The sequence below is a fragment of the Amycolatopsis sp. NPDC004378 genome, assembly GCF_053602455.1.
On the sequence record NZ_JBSGDR010000019.1, the window covers coordinates 33,979 to 57,069 of the forward strand.

General features: G+C 67.7%; 26 protein-coding genes. 16 read left to right on the top strand and 10 right to left on the bottom strand.

The genetic code is table 11. From position 1 onward, the window contains the following. Nucleotides 1-30: 30 nt before the first annotated feature. From ACWEN0_RS37865 to ACWEN0_RS37885, 5 genes are read left to right on the top strand one after another with little or no spacing between them, the layout of a single operon-like run. Nucleotides 31-582 carry a hypothetical protein gene (locus tag ACWEN0_RS37865; RefSeq protein ID WP_451984644.1) on the top strand — a complete coding sequence of 184 codons (552 nt, stop codon included), beginning with the start codon at nucleotides 31-33 and terminating at the stop codon, nucleotides 580-582. Beyond that, the gene (locus tag ACWEN0_RS37870) at nucleotides 579-1,703 is read left to right on the top strand and encodes an MAB_1171c family putative transporter (protein WP_451984645.1); all 1,125 of its coding nucleotides are present in this window, start codon (nucleotides 579-581) and stop codon (nucleotides 1,701-1,703) included. Before ACWEN0_RS37865 ends, ACWEN0_RS37870 begins: the two co-directional genes overlap by 4 nt. Then, a complete protein-coding gene (locus tag ACWEN0_RS37875; RefSeq protein WP_451984646.1) occupies nucleotides 1,700-2,146 on the top strand; it encodes a nitroreductase family deazaflavin-dependent oxidoreductase in 447 nt (148 codons plus the stop codon). Before ACWEN0_RS37870 ends, ACWEN0_RS37875 begins: the two co-directional genes overlap by 4 nt. 10 nt (nucleotides 2,147-2,156) lie before the next feature. After that, on the top strand, nucleotides 2,157-3,335 hold the full coding sequence (locus ACWEN0_RS37880) for an amidohydrolase family protein (RefSeq protein ID WP_451984648.1): 1,179 nt from the start codon (nucleotides 2,157-2,159) through the stop codon (nucleotides 3,333-3,335). Between the two features lie 41 nt (nucleotides 3,336-3,376). Next, on the top strand, nucleotides 3,377-4,024 hold the full coding sequence (locus ACWEN0_RS37885; protein WP_451984650.1) for an HAD family hydrolase: 648 nt from the start codon (nucleotides 3,377-3,379) through the stop codon (nucleotides 4,022-4,024). Here the strand turns inward: ACWEN0_RS37885 and ACWEN0_RS37890 are convergent, their stop codons facing one another. Beyond that, nucleotides 4,025-5,329 (bottom strand): helix-turn-helix transcriptional regulator, encoded by a 1,305-nt coding sequence (locus ACWEN0_RS37890; protein WP_451984652.1) that lies wholly within the window; start codon nucleotides 5,327-5,329, stop codon nucleotides 4,025-4,027. It abuts the gene before it with no gap. A 149-nt stretch (nucleotides 5,330-5,478) separates the two neighbouring features. Between ACWEN0_RS37890 and ACWEN0_RS37895 the strand changes: the two genes are divergently transcribed. The 3 genes from ACWEN0_RS37895 (at nucleotide 5,479) to ACWEN0_RS37905 (ending at nucleotide 7,277) form a co-directional block, all read left to right on the top strand. After that, nucleotides 5,479-6,063: a hypothetical protein gene (locus tag ACWEN0_RS37895; RefSeq protein WP_451984654.1), complete on the top strand. Its 585-nt coding sequence runs from the start codon at nucleotides 5,479-5,481 to the stop codon at nucleotides 6,061-6,063. Between the two features lie 84 nt (nucleotides 6,064-6,147). Beyond that, a complete protein-coding gene (locus ACWEN0_RS37900) occupies nucleotides 6,148-6,480 on the top strand; it encodes a hypothetical protein (protein ID WP_451984656.1) in 333 nt (110 codons plus the stop codon). Continuing rightward, nucleotides 6,477-7,277 carry a Scr1 family TA system antitoxin-like transcriptional regulator gene (locus ACWEN0_RS37905; protein ID WP_451984657.1) on the top strand — a complete coding sequence of 267 codons (801 nt, stop codon included), beginning with the start codon at nucleotides 6,477-6,479 and terminating at the stop codon, nucleotides 7,275-7,277. The genes ACWEN0_RS37900 and ACWEN0_RS37905 overlap by 4 nt, the downstream gene beginning before the upstream one ends. Here the strand turns inward: ACWEN0_RS37905 and ACWEN0_RS37910 are convergent. Further along, a complete protein-coding gene (locus ACWEN0_RS37910) occupies nucleotides 7,274-8,293 on the bottom strand; it encodes a LysR family transcriptional regulator (protein WP_451984659.1) in 1,020 nt (339 codons plus the stop codon). The two genes, ACWEN0_RS37905 and ACWEN0_RS37910, sit on opposite strands and share 4 nt — an antisense overlap. Nucleotides 8,294-8,470: 177 nt before the next feature. On the opposite strand from ACWEN0_RS37910, the gene ACWEN0_RS37915 reads away from it, so the two are divergent. The 4 genes from ACWEN0_RS37915 to ACWEN0_RS37930 are packed head-to-tail and all read left to right on the top strand — an operon-like array spanning nucleotide 8,471 to nucleotide 11,563. Further along, nucleotides 8,471-9,580, top strand: coding sequence for a radical SAM protein (locus ACWEN0_RS37915; protein WP_451984661.1), 1,110 nt, complete (start codon nucleotides 8,471-8,473; stop codon nucleotides 9,578-9,580). Next, on the top strand, nucleotides 9,577-10,206 hold the full coding sequence (gene tmk / locus ACWEN0_RS37920) for a dTMP kinase (protein ID WP_451984663.1): 630 nt from the start codon (nucleotides 9,577-9,579) through the stop codon (nucleotides 10,204-10,206). Before ACWEN0_RS37915 ends, tmk begins: the two co-directional genes overlap by 4 nt. Beyond that, entirely contained in the window at nucleotides 10,197-11,012 is an 816-nt protein-coding gene (locus ACWEN0_RS37925; protein ID WP_451984665.1) for an endonuclease/exonuclease/phosphatase family protein, read from the top strand. The genes tmk and ACWEN0_RS37925 overlap by 10 nt, the downstream gene beginning before the upstream one ends. Nucleotides 11,013-11,068: 56 nt before the next feature. Then, complete coding sequence (locus tag ACWEN0_RS37930; RefSeq protein ID WP_451984667.1) at nucleotides 11,069-11,563, top strand: NUDIX hydrolase; 495 nt, start codon at nucleotides 11,069-11,071, stop codon at nucleotides 11,561-11,563. On the opposite strand, the gene ACWEN0_RS37935 is transcribed toward ACWEN0_RS37930, so the two are convergent. The 3 genes from ACWEN0_RS37935 to ACWEN0_RS37945 all read right to left on the bottom strand — a co-directional run bounded on the left by ACWEN0_RS37935 (nucleotide 11,553) and on the right by ACWEN0_RS37945 (nucleotide 13,580). Beyond that, the gene (locus ACWEN0_RS37935) at nucleotides 11,553-12,110 is read right to left on the bottom strand and encodes a GNAT family N-acetyltransferase (RefSeq protein ID WP_451984669.1); all 558 of its coding nucleotides are present in this window, start codon (nucleotides 12,108-12,110) and stop codon (nucleotides 11,553-11,555) included. The genes ACWEN0_RS37930 and ACWEN0_RS37935 overlap by 11 nt on opposite strands. A gap of 106 nt (nucleotides 12,111-12,216) precedes the next feature. Further along, nucleotides 12,217-12,807, bottom strand: a complete 591-nt coding sequence (locus tag ACWEN0_RS37940; protein ID WP_451985005.1) for a hypothetical protein — start codon at nucleotides 12,805-12,807, stop codon at nucleotides 12,217-12,219. 317 nt (nucleotides 12,808-13,124) lie between these two features. Continuing rightward, on the bottom strand, nucleotides 13,125-13,580 hold the full coding sequence (locus ACWEN0_RS37945) for a hypothetical protein (RefSeq protein WP_451984671.1): 456 nt from the start codon (nucleotides 13,578-13,580) through the stop codon (nucleotides 13,125-13,127). Here ACWEN0_RS37945 and ACWEN0_RS37950 point away from each other — a divergent pair. Together ACWEN0_RS37950 and ACWEN0_RS37955 are read left to right on the top strand one after the other, a co-directional pair. Further along, complete coding sequence (locus ACWEN0_RS37950) at nucleotides 13,561-13,731, top strand: hypothetical protein (RefSeq protein WP_451984673.1); 171 nt, start codon at nucleotides 13,561-13,563, stop codon at nucleotides 13,729-13,731. The two genes, ACWEN0_RS37945 and ACWEN0_RS37950, sit on opposite strands and share 20 nt — an antisense overlap. A gap of 106 nt (nucleotides 13,732-13,837) precedes the next feature. Beyond that, nucleotides 13,838-14,743, top strand: coding sequence for an abortive infection family protein (locus ACWEN0_RS37955; RefSeq protein WP_451984675.1), 906 nt, complete (start codon nucleotides 13,838-13,840; stop codon nucleotides 14,741-14,743). 499 nt (nucleotides 14,744-15,242) lie between these two features. Here the strand turns inward: ACWEN0_RS37955 and ACWEN0_RS37960 are convergent, their stop codons facing one another. Further along, a complete protein-coding gene (locus ACWEN0_RS37960; protein ID WP_451984677.1) occupies nucleotides 15,243-16,196 on the bottom strand; it encodes a hypothetical protein in 954 nt (317 codons plus the stop codon). A 258-nt stretch (nucleotides 16,197-16,454) separates the two neighbouring features. Between ACWEN0_RS37960 and ACWEN0_RS37965 the strand changes: the two genes are divergently transcribed. Further along, on the top strand, nucleotides 16,455-17,060 hold the full coding sequence (locus tag ACWEN0_RS37965) for a hypothetical protein (RefSeq protein WP_451984679.1): 606 nt from the start codon (nucleotides 16,455-16,457) through the stop codon (nucleotides 17,058-17,060). 249 nt (nucleotides 17,061-17,309) lie between these two features. Here ACWEN0_RS37965 and ACWEN0_RS37970 read toward each other — a convergent pair whose 3' ends face one another. Continuing rightward, nucleotides 17,310-17,642 (bottom strand): hypothetical protein, encoded by a 333-nt coding sequence (locus tag ACWEN0_RS37970; RefSeq protein ID WP_451984681.1) that lies wholly within the window; start codon nucleotides 17,640-17,642, stop codon nucleotides 17,310-17,312. A 709-nt stretch (nucleotides 17,643-18,351) separates the two neighbouring features. Between ACWEN0_RS37970 and ACWEN0_RS37975 the strand changes: the two genes are divergently transcribed. Beyond that, nucleotides 18,352-19,266: a hypothetical protein gene (locus ACWEN0_RS37975; protein ID WP_451984683.1), complete on the top strand. Its 915-nt coding sequence runs from the start codon at nucleotides 18,352-18,354 to the stop codon at nucleotides 19,264-19,266. A 104-nt stretch (nucleotides 19,267-19,370) separates the two neighbouring features. Here ACWEN0_RS37975 and ACWEN0_RS37980 read toward each other — a convergent pair whose 3' ends face one another. From ACWEN0_RS37980 to ACWEN0_RS37990, 3 genes are read right to left on the bottom strand one after another with little or no spacing between them, the layout of a single operon-like run. Beyond that, nucleotides 19,371-21,032 (bottom strand): UvrD-helicase domain-containing protein, encoded by a 1,662-nt coding sequence (locus tag ACWEN0_RS37980; protein WP_451984685.1) that lies wholly within the window; start codon nucleotides 21,030-21,032, stop codon nucleotides 19,371-19,373. After that, entirely contained in the window at nucleotides 21,029-22,240 is a 1,212-nt protein-coding gene (locus tag ACWEN0_RS37985) for an ATP-dependent nuclease (protein ID WP_451985007.1), read from the bottom strand. The genes ACWEN0_RS37980 and ACWEN0_RS37985 overlap by 4 nt, the downstream gene beginning before the upstream one ends. Then, nucleotides 22,141-22,965: an AAA family ATPase gene (locus ACWEN0_RS37990; protein WP_451984687.1), complete on the bottom strand. Its 825-nt coding sequence runs from the start codon at nucleotides 22,963-22,965 to the stop codon at nucleotides 22,141-22,143. Before ACWEN0_RS37990 ends, ACWEN0_RS37985 begins: the two co-directional genes overlap by 100 nt. Nucleotides 22,966-23,091 lie beyond the last annotated feature (126 nt).

Here is a 23,091-nt window from a genome sequence, read left to right on the forward strand (position 1 = left end):
GGTGATCGACAACGGGCTGGGAGGACCGTCGTGAGCAGCCTGCTTCAACGCGTGCGCCGTGATCGGCGAATCGCCGGCCTCCGCCGTCGGCTGCGATCCGAGCTGAGCGCCGCGGGCATCGAAGGCCCGACGCCGATGGCCGAGATCTGCGCCCGGTTCGGCGAGCGCCGCGGCAAGCCCATCCGCCTGTTGGCCGTGCCGATGGAGGTCCCGGGCCCGTTCGGCCTGTGGATCAAGACGACAGCCGCCGACGTCATCCTCTACCAGAGCACGGGAACGACGCGGTTCCACCAGGAGCACATCATCGCCCACGAGCTCGGCCACCTCCTGGCCGATCACCCGTCGGACGAAGGCGACGACGAGATGTGGCGCCAGCTGCTGCCCGACATCCCACCCGCCGTCATCCGGAGCGCACTGCGGCGGCGCACGACCTACGCGAACGAGTACGAGCAGCAAGCCGAAGCGCTCGCGACCGTGCTGCTGGAAGCGACGACCAAGGCGCAGGAGATCACGTTGCCGAGCCGGTCACGCCGCGCCCGCCGCGCGCAGGCGTCCCTCGGCGACCCGGTCGACGTCCTATGAACCTCACGAACTTCCTGTTGCTCGTGCTGGCGTGGTTCCTCTACCGGCTGGCCCGCTCACCGCGCGACCCGGCGCTTTGGGCAGTCGTGGTGAGCATCGCTTGCCAGCTGCTCGGCGCTTCCACCTTCGTCGCGTTCGCGAGGACGGTGTTCGGCGATCTGCCGTCGTCCAGCACCGTGAAGCTGCTGACGAACGTCGCGCTGAACACCTCGCGCTACGCGCTCCTGCTCTTCTTCCTGATCTCGGCAGGTGGGTCGTGGCGGCGAGTGCGCGTCGAGACCGCGATCCTCGTCGGCGTCTGCTCGGCGATGGCCGCCGCGGTTTTCGTGCTCCCGCCAGGCGCCCGTGACACCGCCTACCCGCTGTCCGGGAATCTGCCGAACGACATGAGCCATCCCGGTGTCGCGCCCTTCTACATCATCGGCGGCAGCTACATGTTCTACGCCGCCGTGCAAACGGCGCGCTGGGCTCTGCGGTATGCCGCCGAGTCCAGCCGCCGCGCTCGGTTCGGGCTCCGCCTGGTCGCCGCCGCGCTCGTCGCCACGGCCGTCACGACCGGAGTCCGGACCGTCGTCACGGTCATCCGCTGGGCCGGCAACCCCGGCTACGGCGCTCCGCTCATGCAGGTGACCACACGACTGGTCCCGATCTGCACCTTCGTGTTCCTCCTCGGCGTCTTCTCCGTCGGGCTCGCAGCTCGATTCGCCGCGTTGAGGACGTGGCTTCGCCGACGACGCGCCTACGCCGAGCTGTGGCCGCTGTGGCGCGAGCTGCACGCGGTGTTTCCCGCCGACGCCCTCGACCACGCACCGACCCGGTCTTGGCTGGACACGCTGCTCCCCCACCGGATCGGCCACCGGTACTGGCGGCGTGTGATCGAGATCCGCGACGGCCTCCTGCAGCTCAGCCCCCAGCTCGTCGACGCGGGCTTCGACTCGAGCCGCCCCGCCGAGCAACAGCTCGACACCTTCCGCCGCGCACTCCAGCTCCAGGCCGGCGGCCACACGCCGACCAGCCGGGCGGGCGTGCTCGTCGCAGCTCCCGAAGACGTGGACATCAACTCCGATGTCCGGCAGCTCATCCACCTCTCGCGGGCCCTGGCCCGGGAAGGAGCCTCGTGACCACGGTTTCGAACGCCGAGATCCGCGACCGGAACCTGCAGATGCTCGGGCGGATCCGCTCGCAGGATCCGCAGCCGCACCGCGAGGGCTACTACGCCCTGCGCGTTTTGACCGTGACCGGCCGGACCAGCGGCGAGCCGCGCGCCGTCCCGATCGCGCTCGTGCAGCTCGACGGCGTCCAGTACGTCTGCTCCCCCGACCGCCGCCGCGACTGGGTCCGCAACCTGCTCGCGGCCGGGCGGTGCACCGTCGCACCCGACGAGCACGAGACCCGCGACGCGCTGCTCGTCGAGGACGCCGCCGGCGCGGCAGCTGTCGCCCAGTACCTCAGCCGTCTCCCCCGGGTCTCCGACGAATGGCCGTTCCCCGGTGACGCACCGCCGGAGCAGGTGCTGCCCTTCATGCGGCAGATCGCCGTGTTCCAGCTCTGCGTCCCCGCCTGAAAGGTCCCCCGTGCTCCAGCAGCTCTACACCGCCGACCAGGTTCTCCCCGGGCCGGCCGGCGAGCGGATCCCCGACGGCGCCGTGCTCGTCCAGAACGGCACGATTCTCCTCGTCGGACCGCGCGCCGACGTCGAAGCCCTCGCGTCTCCCACCGCCGAACGCCGGGACTTCCCCGGCGCCACGATCCTTCCCGGCTTGATCAACTGCCACGTCCACCTCGTGTTCGACGCCTGCGGCGACCCGGCGCAATCAGCCGCCGAGGCAACCCACGCGGAGCTGGCGGGCCGGGCGGACCAGCTCCTGCGCTCCGGTGTGACCACCGTCCGCGACCTCGGCGACCGCGACGGTCTCGCCATCCAGTTCCGGAACCAGAACCCACAGGGGCTACGGATCGTCGCGTCCGGCCCGCCGGTCACCGTCCCGGACGGGCACTGCTGGTTCCTCGGCGGCGCCGCCGACGGCGAAGCCGAGCTCCTAGCACGGGTGCGGCAGAACGCCGAGCTCGGCGCGGACGTCATCAAGGTCATGGCCTCCGGCGGCCAGATCACCCCGAACTCACCGAAGATGTGGGACACCCAGTTCACGACAGCCGAGCTGGCCGCCATCGTCGACGAAGCCCAGAAGGCCGGCCTGCCCGTCGCCGCGCACGCCCACGGCACGGACGCCATCGCCGCGGCCGCCGACGCCGGGGTCTCCACCATCGAGCACTGCACCTGGCTCCGCGAAGGCGGAGGCGGCTACGACCTGCGCGACGACGTCGCCGCCAAGATCGCCGAACGCGGCATCTTCGCCTGCGTCGCCTGGCCCTCGGACTGGCGCGGCTTCATGGACCGCCTCGGTTCCGCCCGCGCCGACCAGGTGGTCAGCCGGTTCGCCTGGATGGCCGACCACGGCATCCGGATGATCCCCGGCACCGACGCGGGCGCCGGGACCTCGGGCTTCGACGACTACCCCGGTGCCCTTCAGCTCTACGAGCACCTCGGATTCGACCGCGCCGACATCATCGACATGGCCACGACCACGAGCGCGGAAGCCCTGGGCGTCGGCAATACGACCGGGCAGCTCACACCCGGTCTTTCAGCGGACCTGCTGGTCACCGCAGGCGACCCGCTCGCGGACCTGGCCAACCTGCGCGCGCTCCAGCTGGTGGTCGCCAGGGGGCAGACCGTCTCGGTGGCGGCCGAGTGACAGACTCGACCGCGGAACGTCACCGACAGAGAGGAAACGCCATGCCGGTGAGGGCTGTCGTCCTCGACATCGGCGAGACCGTGCTCGACGACACGCGCGAGTGGCACGCCTGGGCGGACTGGATCGGCGTCGGCCGGCACACGTTCTCGACCGTGCTCGGCGCGGTCACCGCAGCGGGGCGGGACAACGCCGAAACATTCCGGTACTTCAAGCCGGACTTCGACGTGGCCGCCGAACGGCAACGCCGGGAGGAGACCGGTAACGGCGAGCGGATCGAGGAGTCCGACCTCTACCCGGACGTCCGGCCTGCGCTCGCCGAGCTTCAGGCCCGCGGGTTCTGGGTTGGGCTGGCCGGCAACCAGACCGCCAAGGCAGGGAGCCTGCTTCGCAAACTCGATCTCCCGGTCGACGCCATCGCCACCTCCGCCGATTGGGGCGTCGCCAAGCCCGATCCGGCCTTCTTCCGGCACGTCGTCGACCTGGCCGGCGTCGCTCCCCACGAGCTCCTGTACGTCGGTGACCACCGCGACAACGACGTCGTCGCGGGGCACGGCGCCGGGCTGTGGACGGCCTTGATCCGGCGCGGCCCATGGGGACGCCTGTGGGCCGACGACCCCGCAGTGCAGGCGAACGCCGACTGGGTCATCGACTCGCTCACCGAGCTGCCTCAGCTCGTCGCGAGAACTTGATCAGTTCACGTCCGCCCAGGCCGCGAAGGTCGCCAGTTCGTCGCTGACCGTCCGCTGGCCGCGCAACAGCGACTTGAGCACAACCTTGACGCGCGGATGCTCTCGCGTGTGTAGCGGCGCGACCCGCTTGGCCAGCTGGAGCGACACGAAGGCTTCTTCGGGACGGCCGACTTCGAGCTGGGCCGGGGCGAGGTCGATGTAGAAGTGGGAACGGCGCTCGGCGGGGATTTCCCGCGGTGGGTGCCAGCCCGTACCGCGCTGGACTGCCGTCGGGCTGTCGCCCAGCTCTTGGGCGACAGCGACTTCGTGGATGCGGACGGACGCCGGTCCGAACGCGGTGCCGAGGTAGACACCCTCGGGTGCGTGCTCTGCGGCCCGGTAGGCGCCGGCAAGGTGGTCCTCGGCCTCGTCCGGCTTCCCGGCGCGGGCCGCGACGACAGCCGCCCGCATCGAAAGCGACCCACGGGCGACAGCTGCCTCCAATGTGGACTTTGAGACCGGTACGCGATCAATTGCCCGAACCAGTGACCGCCCGGCAGACTCCAGATCCTGGGTAGCGAAGAACGTTTCGGTGCGCACATAAGCAACAGCGGCGTCAAGGAACGGCCGGTCGATCTCGGACGCCGCCAGCCGCATCGCGGTGATGATCTGAGCGGACAGATCTGCGTAGCCGTACTTGAAAGCGAGGCCATCCGCGGCCCGATAAGCGAGAACCAGCAACTCCGCGACGTCCGCTCGCGCCCGCTCGTCGGCAGCCAGCTGGCGCGCCCGCCCCAGCTCCAGCAGAAGAGCGGGCAGATCGGCGATCAGCTGCGCGTAGCGCGCTTCGACGCGTTGTTCCGTCGCCTGCGCGACAGCCGTCCGCAATTCGTGCTGTGGTCGCACGGGACCGTCGTCCGGCACATCGCACGCCAGAAGTGCTCGACGCAACGCCGGCATACCAGCCCGGACCGCGTCGTCCCGCAGCTGACTGGCGCGCTGTGGCCGATGCTGACGCCGCAGAGCTGCCTGCTCTTCCTTCGCCGCCCGCCAGAGGCGGCGCAACTCGCCACCCGCGTTCAAGCCGCGTTCCAGCGCTTCGATGAGTTCGTGCGAAGGGAGGTTCTGGCCCGCCCGTTCCGCCATCGACACGTAGTTGCGGGTGTAACCGATTCGCCGGGCCAGGGCCGCCTGGCTCAGATCCGCGGCGCCGCGGATCTGCCGGATCTCCGCTGCGAGTTCGTCGGCCGCGGGCCGCGCGTCGCTCCGTTCGTCGGTCACATCCGTCTCCGGTTCGTTCGGCGGGGGGTAAATCGAAGCGGTCACCGCTTACCCCCTTACCGAATCATAGCTGGTCAGGGTCCCATGGTGATCGTTCCGACGTCACGATGCAGGAGGGAACCGGTGACCACAACCGCCAAGCCGGTATCCGGCGAAGCACTACCTGATTTGAGGAACGCGGAAGGACGGATCCGATGATGCCGGGAGCCGTCGAACGGCCGCTGACCATCGCGATCATGGGACCGCACCTGACGGGCAAGAGCACCTTCGTCTCCCGCTTGGCTTTGGAACTACGGCGAAACGGCTTCCAGGTCGCCACGATCGCCGCGCTCGTGGAGCGGGCGCAGCGGCTCGGGATACCGATCCTCCACAACCATTCCTGGGCATCGACGATGTGGTTCATCACGAGGGGCATCAGCGACGAGCTGGAGGCCTGGCTGCACGCCGACGTCATCCTCGTGAACGGCGCGGTCCCCGACGCGCTGGCGTACTACCGCGCCGCGCTGCAGCACCGTGGCGAAGAACCCGACCCAGCGAAGATCGAGCAGCTTGAACACCTCGTGCGGAACCACAGCTCGAACTACAACCTGCTCTTCCGAACGACCCTCGCGCCCGATACGTCTCGCGAGGACGAGCACGACGGAGGGTTTCGGCGCCTTGCGGATCACTGGGTCTGCCAGGTCGCCGAGCGCCTGGAAGTCGCCAACATCGCCTTGGCTCCGTCCGACCACGACTCCGCTCTGGAATTCGCGGTCAACCACGTGAGCGAGCACGGATAACTCCCAGACCGGCGGCGGCGTTGCGTCCCCGACCGCAACGCCGCCGCCACCGACCAGGCAGCGCCAGATCCGAGGTGGACAACCATGACGCCAACCGAAGTCCGATGGCCTTCCGCGGCCGATCTGCTTCTCGCGGAGGACGCCGAGTACGTGCTTCTTTGCCGCGTGCTCAACGGGTTGCGCCGTCTGCCCACTTCAGAACCACCACCACGATCGACCGGAGTCCGGATGTCCCGGGAAACCACCCAGCTCGTCGAAGCGCTACGGACAGGGACCGCAACGACGGACGATCAGCGTCAGGTCGCCGACAAGCTCGAAGAGCTGCTGGACTTCCTTCGGGTCCGTTCCGCTGCCGGTGATACGGGCAGCGCGCCGACACCGCCTCACCCCGTTCTCACGGACCGGGACGCGGCATGACCGACGAATGCCTGAGCCACCCCAGTCTGTACGTACTCGGCGGAGCACTGCGGCAGCATCGACAGAACCGAGGTTGGAGCCTCCGCGATCTCGGGCGGTTGATGGGTATCGGTCCGAGCACCATTTCCGGCTGGGAGAAGGGAGAGCGGCGCATCCCGGCGGTGCCGCTGGGGTGGATCCTCGGCCTTCTCAAGGTCAAGCCCGATGAATGTCAACTTCTGATCCGGCTTCACGAGAAGTCCGATCGCGCGATCTACGTCGAGAGCGTCGACGACGGTGTGACCAGCCTCCAGCAAGCCTACGACCGTCACACCCTTCGCACCTTCGCGTGGGCGCCGAGGATCGTCCCGGATTCCCTGCAGACATACGACTACGCACACGCGGTTGCAGGCCCGCGCACCGCCCTGCCGGACGATGTCGACCAAGCGGTTCTGGCCCGGCAGGTACGGCAGCTCGACCGGGATCCACGACACCGGCACTTCCTCCTGCTGGGCGCGGGCGCGTTGGCACTGGAGAGCGTTCCCCCCGAGGTTCTGCGCGCACAGCTCAACGAGGTCACCAATCCGGGCAACCGGCGACGGGTCGAAACCCGGATCGTCCCGGCCGAGGCACGTGGTGCTTCCTCGATCGAGCCGTTCATGATCTACGAAACGGCGGAGAAGGTCTTCACCGTCGTCCTGAAGCACGAGCACGCGACCATCTACCTGTCCGACCCGGCGACGGTCGCGGGCTATCGGGCGACCTTCAAGGCGCTCCACCAGAAGGCTTCCGCGTACCTGGCGGAGGAAGCGTGCTAAGCGCCGCGGCCCGCTGGGGCAGCCTCGGCGAAGGCGTTCCAGAGCAAGTTGAGCGGATGATCGGCGGCGTACCGCTGCCGCTCGCCGGCGCGGGCGAAGATCCCGGTGACGATCTCGAGCGCCGGTTCGTAGCCCGCTCCGAGCTCGATCTTGCGAAGGTTCGCGCCGGGCAGCCGTCCTTCGACGGCCGCGTCGGCGACCCGCTCGGTCGTGAGCAGGCAGCCGAACATCAGCTTGCTGCTGAGCAGGTTGAGCCCGTAGTTGAGCGCGTCGATGTCGGCGACCACGTGGAGCTTGCCCCGGTATTCCGGGCCGTACCACCGGATCAGAAAGTCGGCGAGGAGACCCGCGGTCGGCGCGAGCAGCGGCAACCTGGCCAGCACATCACGCGCGACCGGCCGGTCGGGAAGCTCGCGGGTGCTCAGGTTGGTCAGCAGTGCAACGCGTTCGCGGTGCCACTCCAGGAAGTCGTGCGGCACGTCCGGGCCGCGATCGTGTTCGGCGGCGAACGAGCCGCAGACGAGGTCGACCTGCTCGGCGTCCAGCTTCGTCCGGAGGTCGCGGGTCCGGACGTGCTCGATCTTGAGCTGGATGCCCCGGCGTTCGAAGGTCTCGCGCAGCTGCGGCCAGACCTCACCGAGGAACTCGACCGTGAACTCGGTGGTGCCCACCGTGACGGTGGACCCGACCCGCCGACGGGCGCCGTGGACGCGTTCGGTCCAGGCGCGCAGCGTGCTCGTCGCCAGGGCGACGACCTCTTCACCGGAGCCGGTGAAGAGGAAGTCCTTCCCGCGCCCTTGTTTCGCGACGAGCGCTTCGCCCATGAGCCGCACCGCGAGCTCGTTCACGGTGTCGAGCTGCTTCTGCACGCTGGACTGCGACCGCCCCAGCACCCGGGCGGCGCGCTGGGCGCTGCCGGTCGCGTGGACGAGGGCCAGCGTGCGCAGCTGGTCGAGGCTGGTGTCGAGCAGCTCCGCCGGGAAGCCCAGCAGCTCGGCGACCTCCGAGTCCGTCACCAGCATCTCCCTCGCTTGTTTTCCACACGGACAGTTCCAGTTCTAGTTCGAGCAAGTGTAGCCAGAATGCTCTGAAGTTTTCTTTCGAGCACTTCAAGCTTATTTATTGTTCCAGTGAGCAACAGGTGGTCTACTCGGTTCACCGCCACCAGCTCGCCCGACTTGGAGGTCCGAACGATGACCGTCCGTCCGATCGCCGTCGACGAGCAAGCGGCGAGCTGCTACTTCCGCACCACCGTCGACGCCCCGTACCGCAAGGCTCTCGTCCAGATCAACGAGGACTGCAACCTGCGGTGCGCCCACTGCTTCGTCTCCGCGACGAAGCACGGCAAGCGCATGCCGCTGACCGAGGTCGTGAAGAAGGTCGTCCCCAGGCTGGCCGAAGCCCGGGTCCAGCGGGTCACGCTGACCGGCGGGGAACCGACCATCCACCCGGACTTCCTCGGCATCGTGCACGCCTTCCGCGACGCCGGTATGGACGTCGGGATCTGCACGAACGCCACCGAACTCACCGACAAGCTCATCCAGCAACTCGCCACGGCCGACGTCCACGTCAACGTCTCCCTCGACGGGTTCGCCGCCGACTCCCACGGCCGATTCCGCGGCGACCGCGACTCCTTCGACGTCACCGTGGCCAACACCCGCAAACTCGCCGCCGCCGGCCTGCTCCAGGGCCTGCTCTGCACCCCGAACTCCCTGGCCGCCAACAACGAATACGTGCAGCTGTGCGCGTTCGCCCGCGAGAACGGCGCCCGCTACGTCCTGCTCAACCCACTCGGCAGCATGGGCCGCGGCGTGAAATCCCAGCGCAAACTCGCCAAGACCGCCATGCACATGCAGGAAATCTTCGAGCTGACCGCGCCGTTCGACGGCCCCGACCTCGACATCGCCCACATCCGCTTCCCCAACACCGACCGCAAACCCCTCGCCGGCTGCGAGGCCGGAACGATCATCTACGTCTTCACCCCCGGCGAGGTCACCGTCTGCCCCTACCTCGTCTTCGCCGCCCGCACCCCCATCTCCCGCCACCCCGACACCGACTTCATCGTCGGCAACATCTTCACCGACCGCGACCTCGCCACCCGCCTCGACAACTACCGCTTCCACGACCGGTTCAAGGTCGGCGCGAACCCCACCTGCTTCCACTGCAGCCTCGAGCCCGCCTGCGGCAAAGGCTGCCCAGCCGCCGTCGTCGCCAGCGGCAACCGCATCGGCGACGTCGACACCGAGCAGTGCCCCGTCACCGCCGACGACGAGCACCGGCTGCTGCCCCTGGACGTCGCGTGAACGCGCGACTGCCCGGCAGGTTGGTGACCTTCGAAGGCCCCGGCGGTGTCGGCAAGACGACGATCACCAAGCTGGTGGCCGGCCTTCTCACCGACGACGGCGTGCCCGTCCATGCCGCCGTCCAGCCCTCCCGCGCTCCCCTGGGTGAGCTGGCACGGCATGGCACCGACACCTACCACGGCATGGCTCTGGCCTGCCTCTGCGCCGCCGACCGTCACCACCAGCTGGCCAGCGAGATCCTCCCGGCCCTGGCCGAGGGCAAGATCGTGCTCTGCGACCGGTACGCGGCATCGTCGCTGGTCCTGCAGGGGCTCGACGACATCCCGCTCGATGTCGTCTGGGCGCTCAACCACGACGTGTACCGCCCCGACCTCGTGTGCGCGCTCAACGCTCCCCCCGAGGACGTCGAACAGCGGCTGCTCGCCCGCGGCGGACACAGCCGCTTCGAGCGCACCCCTGGCAGCAGCTTCCGCGAAACCCTCGGCTACCTGGCGGCCATGACGTTCCTGCGCGACCAGGGCTGGCCCGTCGAGATGGTCAAGTGCGCCGACGATCCCCGCGCCACGGCTGGCACCATCGTCGACCTGATCCACCGCACCCTCACGGAGAGCCCGGCATGCCCCTGACCGTCCTCACCCTCAACGTCGGCAACCCCGCCCTCGAACGAGCCCGCCACCAACGCGACTGGCTCGCCCGCCGCACCGAGGACGTCTTCGTGCTCACCGAAACCGGCTCCGGACCCGGCACCCACCTCATCGCCGACTCCTACCGCGACGCCGGCTGGTCGGTCACCTACCCCGACCACCCCGACAAGGAACGCGGCGTCATGCTGCTCGCCAAGTACGAGTCCACAATGGACCCCATCGGCGCCGCCATGACCCACCTCCCGGCCCGGCTGGCCGGCATCATGGTGCACACCGACCGCGGACCGCTGCGCATCCTCGGCGCCTACGTCCCCTCCCGCGACGCCACCGAAGCGAAAACGACCCGCAAGCGAACCTGGATCGACGCGTTCCATCAGGCGTACGAGGCCACCGTCGACGACGTCCCCGTCCTTCTTCTGGGTGATCTCAACGTGCTCGAACCCGGTCACGTGCCACCTCATCCCGGGCAGTTCGCGCCGTTCGAGACGGCGTTCTATACCGCGCTGACCCAGCGCCACGGCCTCACCGACGCCTTCCGCGCGCTGCACCCGATCGCGGTCGAGCACAGCTGGGCCCGCCGCGCCGAGCTCGGCTACCGCTACGACCACGCCCACACCTCCACCCCGCTCCTCGACCACCTAGTCAGCTGCTCCTACGTCCACGACACCCGCCACGGCCACCCCGCACTGACAGACCACTCGGGACTCGCCGTCCAGCTGACGCTCACCGCGACCGCGCCGCTGATAACGTCCGACCCGGCCGCGGACCGCGAGGCAACGCTCTTCTGAACCTGGGGTACTCGTACCCGGCCGCCACCATGCCGCCGAGCACGAGGACCCACCGGATGACCGTCGCCAGCGAACCGGCCCTGCGGGTCGGCGCCCGCGTCCTGCTCCTCAACCCCGCCGACGAAGTCCTGCTCATCCACGCCCGGGACCCGGACGCACCCGGACATCGTTGGTGGGAGCTACCCGGCGGTGGGCAGGACGCCGGCGAGAAGCTCGAGGACACCGCACGACGCGAGATCGCCGAGGAAACCGGGCTCGTTCTGGACGCGATCGGCCGAAAGCTCTGGACCCGCGAAAGCCGCTTCACCTACCGCGGCCGCGATCACCACCGCCTCGACCACGTCTACCTCGCCCGCATCGACGACACCGCCCCGCAAGTCGCCCTCCGGCACTCGCCCAACGAGCGCGCCGGCCTCATCGAGCGACGCTGGTGGTCACCCGCCGCGGTCTCGGCCTGCCGCGACAAGCTCTTGCCCGCCGAGCTGCCCGACCTCCTGCAGGCACTCCTCGACGACCGCCTCCCGCCCACACCTCTGACCCTCATCGCCTGAACTCCGCGCCCCCGCCGGGGACACACGGCGGACCGGCGCGACGCATCGCAATCCGGGCACGGAACGACCGCGCCACCGGTCCGTCCGGCAGCGGCGCCGTCCACCGGTAGGACGGCGTCCGAGCCACCGCGGCCGCCACCAGCGTGCGGCCGAAGCCGAGGAGCCGGTATTCGGCGGCGACGTGGACGTAGTCGAGGGTGGCCGTCCGGCACCCCCTACACGCGCTCGCGGTCACCGAGCCGACCTCGACGCCGTCGAGCCGAAGTTCGAGCCGGTCGGCCAGCGTCCCGGCAACCGGCGGCCAAGCGACCAGGACGAGCCCGCTACCCGGCGCCGCGTCGGGTGCGTGCTGGACGGTGACGTCCAGGAGCGCCCGCACGGCGAGGCGCCGAGCCCCCGGGTCGCAAGCTTCCTGACCACGGCAGACCTCGCACAGCCAGCCGTGCAGCCCGTAGCGGTGGCTGAAAGGCGCGAGCTTGCCGTAGAGATCCAGGTTGAGCCAGTGCCCACGCAAGCACGTGTCGATCTTCTCGGCCGCCGGTCGCACCGGAACCAGGGCACCGAACTCATTCCGCGCACCCGACCGGGCGACTCCACCGATCACCTGGCACCTCCCGACGACCCCGGCCCGCTCGAATGCCTTTCCACGTTCGTCATCCGGCGACCTCGCGCAGTCCACGGTCAGCGGACTCCACAGCGGCGACGACGCCGGCGGGGCCGGGAAGCCGCAGCGCGACGCTGTGTGGGCGAACTGCGGCGCCACGGCCATGGCGGGTCGCGACGACGTCCCGGAACTTCAGGTGACCGAAGCCGTCGTCGGTGAGCCCGCGCCATCGACGGTTCGACACACGCAGCTCGAGGTCGGCGCCCGGCCACGGGCCCGCGGCCAGCAGGACCGCACCCCGGTTGCGGACGCGTCCGGCCAGCCGGCGCGCCAGCTGCGGGTGCATCCCGCGGGCGACGGCCGGGCCGAGCACGACCAGGTCGAAGCCGTCGATCAACGCCGAAAGCACTGCGGCGACCTCGGCCCCCGGATCGGGAATGAGCGCGAGCCGCTCCAGCTCGACGCCCAGCTCAGCGGCCGCGGCGACCCCCACACCGGGCATGCCGGTGATCGCCGCCCATGATCCTTCCCGAGTCGCTTCGGAGAGCAGCGCCAGCACCAAGGCGGTCGAGCCCGAGACCGACAGGGCACTGCCACGCTTCAACCCGCCCGGCATCAGGCTCGCCAGCGCGGGCAGCACCGGTAGCGACCCGGCGGAGGCCGAGGCATCCACGCTCGGTTCGCCGAGCTGCGCGGCGGTCCGGACGCCCGGGATCGCCGCGAGCCCCGCCACTGCCTCCGGCACCGCCACCACGCACCTCCAGCACGACGATCACGCGCCGCAGACGCCCACGTGGAGAAGCCGCGAGCGAACCGAACTCATCGAACACCTGTTCGGATCCTGCGAGACAGCGAGAGCGCTGTCAAGTCGAGAACGAGCGACGTTCCGCCGACCCAACGGGCTTTGCGAACGACGAGCCGGCGACTAGCAGTCGCCTCCCGTCCTCACGCGCTAGGTCAGTGTTTCGCGATACGGTCGAGGACGACGAGTTCCCAGCCGGCTGTAATCATGAGCTCACCGCCCGGCCCAATCGCTACGTCGCCGATACAGCGGAAGTCAAAAATGGCGACCTGGTCGCCGGTGGTGAGATCCCAGACCCGCACGGTGCCGTCGTCATCAGCAGTGACCCCGACCGGATGTCCGCCAAGGACAGCGCATGCCACAGCCTTCACGGAGCCGGTGCGACCGGTGAATGTGGCGACTTTATCGCCGCAACCTCGGGCGGCTGCCCACTGCTGCGCGTGCCTCCTGGCGTGACCCGCGAACGGCCGGTAGGTGCCGGTGTAGCCGAACGTGCGACAGACGTCGTGACCCACGATCGGGACACCGTGGTCGGCCGCGCCGTGTCGGACGGCCGGCTTCAGGCCAGCGCCCGCCAGCCAGGCCCGCTCGGTGACCTCGCAGATCGTCATGGTCGAGCGCAGCCTCGGCGTCACGGTCGTCCCCGAGGCGGCCATCGGGCAGCAGCCCGCAATTCGGTTCCGCCCGGTCACCGAGGACACCGCCGGACTCGCGCTCACGGCCATGATCCGTACCGCCTCGACCCGCTGTGCCAGCGCTTGACCAAGCTTGCGAAGGGTATCACCCGCTGGCACATTTCACTCGCGATCTCGGGGCCAGTGACGTTCAATCGGTCCCGACAGCAGCGTGACGCAGGTGGGTGACGAACATGAAGGCGGCAAATTTCTTCCTGGAGTCCGAGGAGAACCCCTTCGGCGACCCCATCGCTCCAGTACTGGACGAGGACCTCGTGACGGCACTGCGCGCCGGTCCAATCGATGGCGTCGCCGACGTCTCCGCCGCGATCGGGCTCCTCGACCTGGTGTACGACCAGCTGAGTCGGTTCGGCACCGACGGAAGCCACACCCTGACCGACCCGCAGATCGAGCTGGCGATCAACACCTTGGTGTCCGTGACGAGGCGGGCCGGTGTCCCGGTCCAGCTGCCGTTCCGGGACTTCACGAGATTCCGTAGCTACTGGCTCAAGAGCGGCGGCTACGGGTCGTGGCAAGCCCGACGAGACCTGCTCGACGAACTGCTGGAGCCCACGAGAGCCAAGCTGGTGCAGATCGAAGCTCGACCACTCGACGCCCGGCTACCTGTCGAGTCCCTGGCGGATCTCAAGGACACATCCGCGATCCTCGAGCACCTCGACCGGATCCAGCGCGCGATCGTGACCGATCCGGCGCAGGTCATCGGCAGTGCGAAGGAGCTCATCGAGAGCACCGCGAAGGTGGTCCTGAGCGAGCTGGGCCAGCCGGTCGACGACAAGGCCGACGTCCCGGCGCTTGTGAAGGACGCCCAAACCGCCTTGGGGCTGCACCCGAGCTCCCACACCCCCGGTCCTGACGGCAACGACGCGGTGAAGAAGATCCTGGGGTCGGTCACCGGAGTCGCCATCGGCGTGGCCGAGCTGCGAAACCGTTACGGGACCGGACACGGCGCGGCCGGCGCTCGCGCGGGGTTAGGCACCCGACACGCCCACCTCGCCGTGAACGCCGCCTTCACCTGGTGCCAGCTGATGCTCGACACCCTCGCCGACCAGCAGGCACCCTGGCGGAAGACCTCGTGCTGATCACCGGAGACCGCGGACTAGAGTGACCGCGCCGCACGGCCGGCAGGCGGGAACCTTCAAGCGACCGGCGCGGCAGCTTGATCGCGTCCTGAACTGCTTCCGGCCTCCACGCACGGTGGACGGATCGTTCAGGTTGAAGAGCGCCCCGCTCTGCCCGCCCTCTGTCGCGGCTCCCCTTTCAGCTTGACCATCAGCTGACCGCTGAGCGTGAGGTTCATGTGGTAGCAGTCGATCATCGGCGGCACCAGCAGGTCGGCGTCCGCGCCGCAGGGCAGGTGGCCGATCGTCAGGCGCTCGGAGGCGAGATAGCGGAGTGTGAAGCCGAGCGGTTGTCGCGGACGGCCGTCCTGCCGTTATCGCGGTCACGCGCGTCATCCTCCACGACGGGGGCAGCCTGAACCGGCCCTCATGATGCGAGCCAACGCCTCACCACACGGTTGTGCGAATCCAGACACCATCCGCGAACCGACACCCTCAGCCGCGAAACGACGGCCGGCTCCTAGGAGTCGAACTCGGATTCGCGTTCGGCCAGTGCAGAGAGGTCGAACCGGTGGACCGTGCCCTCGGCGTCCCGGAAGGTGTAGGTGTTGCCGCCGAGCTCGGCCGCCGCCAGTTCATGCTCGTCCCCCAGCTCCAGGCCGCCGACGTCCGGCATGGGCAGATCCAACGCGCCGGTGACGTAGCTGACCACCTTCAAGACAGTGTCCGTCATGATCGGCATCGCGCTGGCGAGCGGGCGAAACTCGACAGGGTCCTCGCTGATCTGTATCGACGGTGACAACCCGAACGTCGGAACCACGTCGATCGGACCGCTACCCGCAGGACGCTTGATTTTCACGGAAAGCAACGTCTTGTTGTCGCCCTCGACCGGCCCCTCCTGCCGACGCTCCTCGATGACGTCCACCGGCGGGTCCGACTGGACGTGCACCGGCAGCAGATCGACCGAGCTGAAGACGACGAACCGCAGGCTTCGATGCTTGTCCATGTTGGACAGCCAGCGGACGATCTCCAGCGGCGCGGTGTGAGCGCGGTCGCCGCCGTGAAACGGCTGCAGCGACTCGATAACCGCCCACACCTCCGGCGACACCAACGACTTCAGCTTGCGAGCTGCGTCGTTGAAGGAGACAGCCCTCGTGGCGACGGGAAACTGCACCTGGTTCGGCTTCGCCGGCGGGCCCGAGTGGTTCAGGACGGCCGTCCACATCGTGTGGTCAAGAGCGGCACGCAGATTCGTGAGCACGTCGCCGAGCAGGACACCCCACGCCTCGGGAAGAGGCCTCTTGATCTTGAGCCGCCACTGCATCCGGACTAGCGGATCCGTCAAGTCGCCCGCGTTGTCCCATCGGACGTACTCCCAGGGCTCGCCAGCGAGGTATTCACGAATGCCGCGGCTCAGGACTCGCTGGTGCTCGACAGCCCGTGCCCACTTCAGCCAGGCAGAACGCATCTCCATCGGATCATACTAGATCCCGGCGAGCGGACACCACACCGACGTCAGGCGATGACCCAGCAGATTCACGGGGTGAGCCAGCGGCTTCGACGCTCTTGAGCGGGAAGGCCGTGTCGCCATGCGACCTCGGTGAAGTTGATGCCGAGGTTGGCAGCAACGCCGCGTGCAGCGGCGGCCCGACGACGGTCTCCGGGTCCTTGGTCGTCTTGCCCCGCAGCGCGCTGGGAACGCGCCCAGCCGGCGAGTCGCTAAGGTGGCTTGATGTCCTGGTCGTTGAGCTACCAGAGTGTCCGCAATCCCGAGCTTGTCGACGCACTTCTCCTCGCCGCGGGCAAGGCGTTGTACCTCGCCAATGCCTTCGAAGAGAAGTGCAAGTACGTCTTAAGGATGTCCAACCTCGCTGAGGCGATCGAAGCCGACCCCGTCTTGACCCTTGAACAGGCGGTCGCCGCCCTCCCAACCGAAAAGATGCTCGGCGGGACTATACGGGACATTCTGCGGCGTGACGTCGGGGGCGAACGCTCGATGGCGACGCTCCTCGATGAGGCAAGAACCGCACGTAACTTCATCGCCCACGAAGGCGCCGCGGTTGGGACGATCTGGGGCCTCCGGAGGCAACGCGTCGTCCAGCACACGACACTCCTGCGCTCGGCAGTCGGCGATCTCGCCACCGGCGACAACCTGGTCTCCACCTGGTGTTACGAGATCGACGAACGAGAGCCGGCGCCGGAAATGTTCAAGGCAGACTACCCAGCCATGGTCGACGAGTGGGTATTCAGCGGCCTGGACGCTGCGCTCGCGTCCGCCGATCTCGTCGGCGACCACCAGCCGACGCTGCGTGAGTATCTTGGTTGGCTGAAGAAGTGAGCCACGACCCGCCGACGATTCAGCGGGTCTTCAGCGGAAAGTGGCACCGCCTCGACTGGACGGAATCCCGCAAACTGGGAGAGATGCTTACCCTACCTGCGGCATCTTCGGCACCATGGAGAGTTCACGCCATACAGCGAGCGCCGGAGCAAGCGGATTAGTCATCCATGCAGGCCCTGCGACGAGGTAATCCGCGAAGAACAAGGAATCGAATCCCCCGCGCAAGGACCGAATCACCCAGGCGAGTTGCTAGACAGCGGGCGAGAGCAGGCCGCGAAGACATTGTAACGCAGGCTGACCGGACTCGGCGATGGCCGGCAGATTGCCGTGCTGGGCGACGCGGGCCGCCCGCTGCGGCAGGCCATCGCGAATCTGAGTAGCGACGAGCGAATGCCACCTTGTCAAGGTGGCATTCGGTCGCTCCGTCGTCGATCGACGAACGCCCCTCCTGCAGGAGACCAGGCCGAGTAGTTTCGATCTCCGCAGCAGCAAATCGGTGATGAGGTAGACCGACAGTGCAAAGAACAGGTCTAACCCTGAGAAAGCCACCCGCTCCAGATGGCTGGTGTGGAACGAGAGCACCCCAAAGCTTGCAACCCGTCCAACCCGAGCAGATGCGCTTGCGGCCATTGGCAATCCCCGACGGGCCCAGCCAGCTGCACTTCCTTCATGACACTGACTTGTGCCGGGCCTGTGTCGGGATGCCGTCCGCGTCCCGTCGTCACGTCGCGCTCCTGTCGCAGCCGACGGGGGCCGATAGTCGGCATGGGCACAGCATGGGCTATGCCCATAGTCGCGTTCCGCCAGGTCGGCATGGCCGCCAAGGCTACGCGCCACCCACGGAGAAACACTACCCAAACGGGTGAAACGCACGAGAAGTAGCCACTCCGACATTGCGACGTCGGTACGAAGGCGAGGTGACAACCTGGAAGGCTTGCGGTTGCTTCGTCGCCGCGCTGCTCACCCTCACCGCGTGCACTACTTCTCTTCCGCAGCCTCTTCCCCATACCTCGCTCACGACGACCTCGCCCCCATCAGTAGTGCCGCCCAAACCACTTGCGGACATTAGCTTGCCGCCCGTCCCCGGCAGCAGCGCCGCCGGTCACCCGCCGCAGAACGCGACCACCCCGACAGGCCTGGTTGGCGCCCCGGCTCCACCAGCGCCCCCAGACAGCGGAGGTCACTTCTCGCCGGTATCGATCACACCCGCCGAACCCGACCACACCCCGGCGCGCGAACCGCAACCACGTCCGCCAACACGCGACAACGGCTTCTCGATCATCGAAAATTGGTGGCACGATTGATGACGGGCTCAATCCAGACCGGCTCACGCCCGGCCGACACCGATCACAGCACACGCCTCACACCGAAAAGCGTGTGGGGAACCGTTCTCGCCATCTCTGAAGCCGCGATCCTGGGCGTGCTGCTCTACCGCATCGGTTGGGTGCGCACCAACGCAACCGCTGAATACTACGGTGTCAAAACAGGATTGCTCGACCTGTCGGCCGCCGAATACCTCCAGCGCAGTGCAAACTCGGCCCTGCGCCCTGCTCTCGTGTTCGCGCTCACCACGTTCGCGATGCTGAGCCTGCACCGGCTGATACGCCGGGAGCTGGCACAGCCGCTCCACCGGCAGCGGCGAATCGTCCGGCGTGCGTTACGGCTCGCCGCTCCGACCGGCACCTGCCTGCTAGTTGCGGGCTCGGTGTCGTTCCTCGCCGACGACACCACGGCCTGGCCAGCCGCCATCGCCGGACCGCTGAGCATCCTTCTCGGCGCGGCGCTCATCGGCTACCGGCGCGTCCTCGCTCCGGCCGTCACGTCCGCCGACGGGACCTCGGACAGGCTAGGGACGCTCGTCCTCGTCAGCCTCGGGCTACTGGGCTTCCTGATGGTCACCGAGAAGTACGCCGACCACGTCGGGCGCGCCATCGCCGCCCACGACGCGGCCACGCTCCGCGCACAGCCGGAGATCCTACTGCACAGCACCAGAAAACTGGACATCGCCGGCGGCGGCGTAACCTTGAGCTACGACCCCTCACCGGACCAGTACTTCCACTATCGATACCGAGGCCTGCGCGAGCTGATCCCCACGCGCGGCCTCCATGTCCTGGCTCCCGCGGACTGGGGCCGCACCAGCTGGACCGTCTTCACCGTCCGGGAAAGCGACTCGATCCGCATCGACGTCATCAACCCACCGCCGTAGTGAGCTGCCGGACTGACCAGCCACAACGCCCGAGGACAGGACTTGGCCCGTCCCATTCTCACACATGATTCCTGAGCGCGCCGGATGTTGTTATTGGAAGGACGCTAGTCACTGTCAGCGAAGTCGATAAACTCCTGGTGTTTTGTTCTGTTCTCGTCCCACTTCTTCGTGTAGCCAACAGGACGTTCGCGGTGTCTGGCCCAGGTCAGCACAAGGTGGTTTTTGGCACGGGAGATTGCTACGAAGAACGCGGACATGACCTCTGTGGGGTCATCTCCCCAGAAGAGCTGCTCTTCGACGCCGAGTACCACGACCTTCTCGAACTCGAGCCCCTTGCACTTGTGGATCGTCACGATCTTTACTGAATCCGATTCGGATAGACGCTTCAGAGCCTCGACCGCGTCCCCGTCGACGGCGAGTGCCTTGCTGAAAGCTTCGAGCGCTTGACTGAGGACGCCGCCGAGACGGTCGGATTGCTGGTAGCTCGGCGACAGCGCGATCAGCACCGGACGGGAAACCAGATCGAGGAACTCGGTGACCAAGGCGATCCACGATGCCGCGGCAGCCCCGTCGAACGCCGGATCGCGAACCTCGGCCCTCGACTTGCGCAGCAGCCGCTTTAGCCGGCTATCGAAGCGCGACGCTTCGTCTTCGGAAGCGCTCGAACGATTGACCACCCGCATCAGCTCGGCGTAGGCGTCGGGTTGCCGATCATCCGCGACGACCCGGATGAAGTTGAACACGAGCGTCGCAGCCGGTTCTGCCCAGAGGTCCTGGCTCTCCTGCTCGTTGCGAACCGCGATACCGCGTTCGGTCAGCTCCGCGCTAAGCGCCATGGCGACGAGGTGGGGAAGGTTGCGGACCAGGACGGCGATCTCGCTCGGTGGAACCCCGTCGCCGAGCCAGCCCTCGATCAGGTCTGCTACTCTCTGGGCCTCGTCGAATTCGCTCTCGAAGTCGAGCACGTCGATGGTGCCGCCGTCTCCGGCGAGATCTTCGGCAGGACTAACGGCGCCTGGATCCATCTGCGCGATCATACGGTTCTGCATCCGTCGCAGGACTGGTGCGGACCTGAAGTTCTGGTATAGCGGGAGAGCTTGGGCCGCGAAATCATCGGCGTAGGTTCGCATCACCCCGTCCAGTGCGCCGGCCCACGCCATGATCCGCTGCTTGACATCGCCGACCGCCGTGAGCACCGCGCCTGACTCGCCAAAAGCCACCTTGACCAGCTCGTACTGCTCCTTCGTAGCGTCCTGGAACTCGTCAAGGAACACGTGGCTGTACGTCTGGCGGATACCGCCACGGGCATACTGGTTGCTCCCGAGGATCTCGAGCGCGAGCGGAACCAGGTCAGCGAACGTGATCTGCTCACCCGGGATCCGGTCATAGGCATCAATACGGTAGTCCGGCGCGAGAGCGTCAGCCCCTGTCAGCGCCGGCCTGAAGTTGTCGATGAGGCGTTTGGCGAACGCCTGGAAGGTGAAACTGTCGAACCGCGCGGCGAGCTGCGCGCCAGCACGCAACCGTACCCGGCTCCGCAGGTTTCGGGCGGCGTCGACCTTGAAGGAGACGGCGAGGACCCGGCGCGGGTACGGGCACTGACCCGTGCGCAGCAGAAAGTCTGCGCGCTGCGCGAGGAGTTCGGTCTTGCCCGCCCCGGGCCCGGCAGCAACGACAACGTTCTGTCCGGCTGCCGTGACGGCAGCCAAGGCGTTGGGCTCGAGGACCAGTCCGCCCGCTGGCCGCCAGTCTTGGCCGCGGATCATTCCGGCAGCTCCGCGAGCCGTGCGCGAACGCGCTCCGAAAGCCTGGTGAGCACCCCGGGGAGCTGCTCCATCAACGCATCGTCGGTCAAGTTCGAGAGCGCGGAGAGATGAGTCGCAGGTTTGCTCCTGAGATCAAACTTCGTGTGGTATGAGTCGAAGAGCTGCAGCAGCCCCTCACCCAAGCGTTGCTCGTTTATATGCTTCTTGCCCAGCACAGCCACGATCACCTGGGGTTCCGGCTTACCGGCCTTGACTCCGTAGGCTTCGGGGTACGCTTCAAGCATCATCAGATCGAGGTCGACCGGGCTCGAAAAAAACACCTCACAAGCTTCCAGCGACCGGACCGCACCACGTCCATCCGGACGATCCGCGTCGTTGTAAGCGGGAAAGTCCTGGTCAGCGTCCCATTCTGGAAGATCGTCGATCTCCTCGTCGGTGTAGGTCCCAGGCTTGATCGCGTTGATCTGCTTGTACGCGTTTCGCACGCGCCCCCAACCGCCTTGGTGGCGACCGCTGTCGAGGTCGAGCAACGTGACGTGCGGGATCTCCAGCTCGTTTAGCAGTCGCCAGAAGTGGTTGACGTGACGCCCGCCAAGCGGCACGACCGCAACCGACGCGTCGTCTTCGGCGATTCCCTTCGCCGCCAGAACTCGAGGCAGGACAACCTGCTCACTGTCGCCTTCACCCAGCACGACCAGCCTGGCGAAGTAGAGTTCAGGAAATGCCTCGACCGCCTCGCGCACGTACTTGGCGGCGGTCTGGTCGTCTTCGGGCAACACGATGTCGCGCACCGTCGTCCGGCGGTTCGCGTCCAAGCGCAGGAAGCGGATCGAACCGGGATCGACTCGGCGCAGCAATGTCGGCGCGTGCGTCGCGATCAGAGCCTGCACGTCACCTTCGCCGCACGCCCCGCGCAGCTGACGGATGATGCGGCCTAAGTACTGGGGAGCGAGGCTGTTCTCGGGTTCTTCGAGCGCTATCACCGTGTGCACCGGCGGACGAAGACGATCGGGCTCGATCGATGCCTCCTCACCTGCGAGCACTCGCCGCGCAAGCGTCTGCCAAGCGAGGACCAGCGAGATATACAGCAGCGACTTCTGCCCGTCGCTCAGCCGCTCGAACGGCAGTGGCTCCCCGTCGTGGGAAGGCGAGAACGTAAGGGTGAGCTGGCGGAGAACTCCATCCAGGTCCCCACGGCCGAAGGCGATGGCCGGGTCCTTGAAAAGGCGCCGCGATGCAGCCCGCGCCACTCGTCCGCCAGCTGCACTCCGATGCTCGCCACGGTCGTGTTGGCCACCAGCGCGCTCGTGATCTCCTTCGTGAGTTCACCGAGCGTCGCTCGCTCCCGTGTCCAGTCAGTCGCTCTGAGCGTGCGGCCGATCAACGACGCGCTGGTGTAGGCGACGTGCTCGGCCGGGTCGCGACGCGCCGGCAGGTAGTGCACCTCGATGTGGGCACGGTCGTAGCGGGACATGTCGGCCCGCTTGACCGGCTCACCCGATTCGTCCGACTCGAGGATGTACTCGATTCGCTCGTCGATGACACCGTCCGGCGCGAGCACGGCGGTGAGGCGGACGCGGATCCGCGGAACTTCATCGGCGGCCTCGATCGCCATGTGCGAGAAGCTCGGTGGCACCGAGGCGTGCTGACCATCGGCGCCCGACTCCGGAATCTCGAAGTCCACCTCGAGCCATAACGTGGGGCTGCCGTCCCGCACGTCGGCCTCGTTCTGCCCAACGGGCACGTGGAAGTCGTCAAGGCAGACCTTGCGTTGTGCTGCGAGCGGACTGAACAGGCGCGAAAGCGCCTCCAGCACCGCCGTCTTTCCGGCCCCGTTCGGGCCGAGAATGTAGGTGACGTCCTCCAGTATGACGGTGGTCGGCTCCGGGCCGAACGACTGGAAGTTGCTCAGTCTCAAAGTGGTAATTTTCATCGACCGAAGATCCACATGCGAAGTACGCGGCTGCCACGTGCCTTGGCAGCCAATTCCGAGTTGTCCACGTTCTCAGCATCCCTCCGGGAGCACGACTACTGACGAGTAGGCCGCAGACGGTCAGCT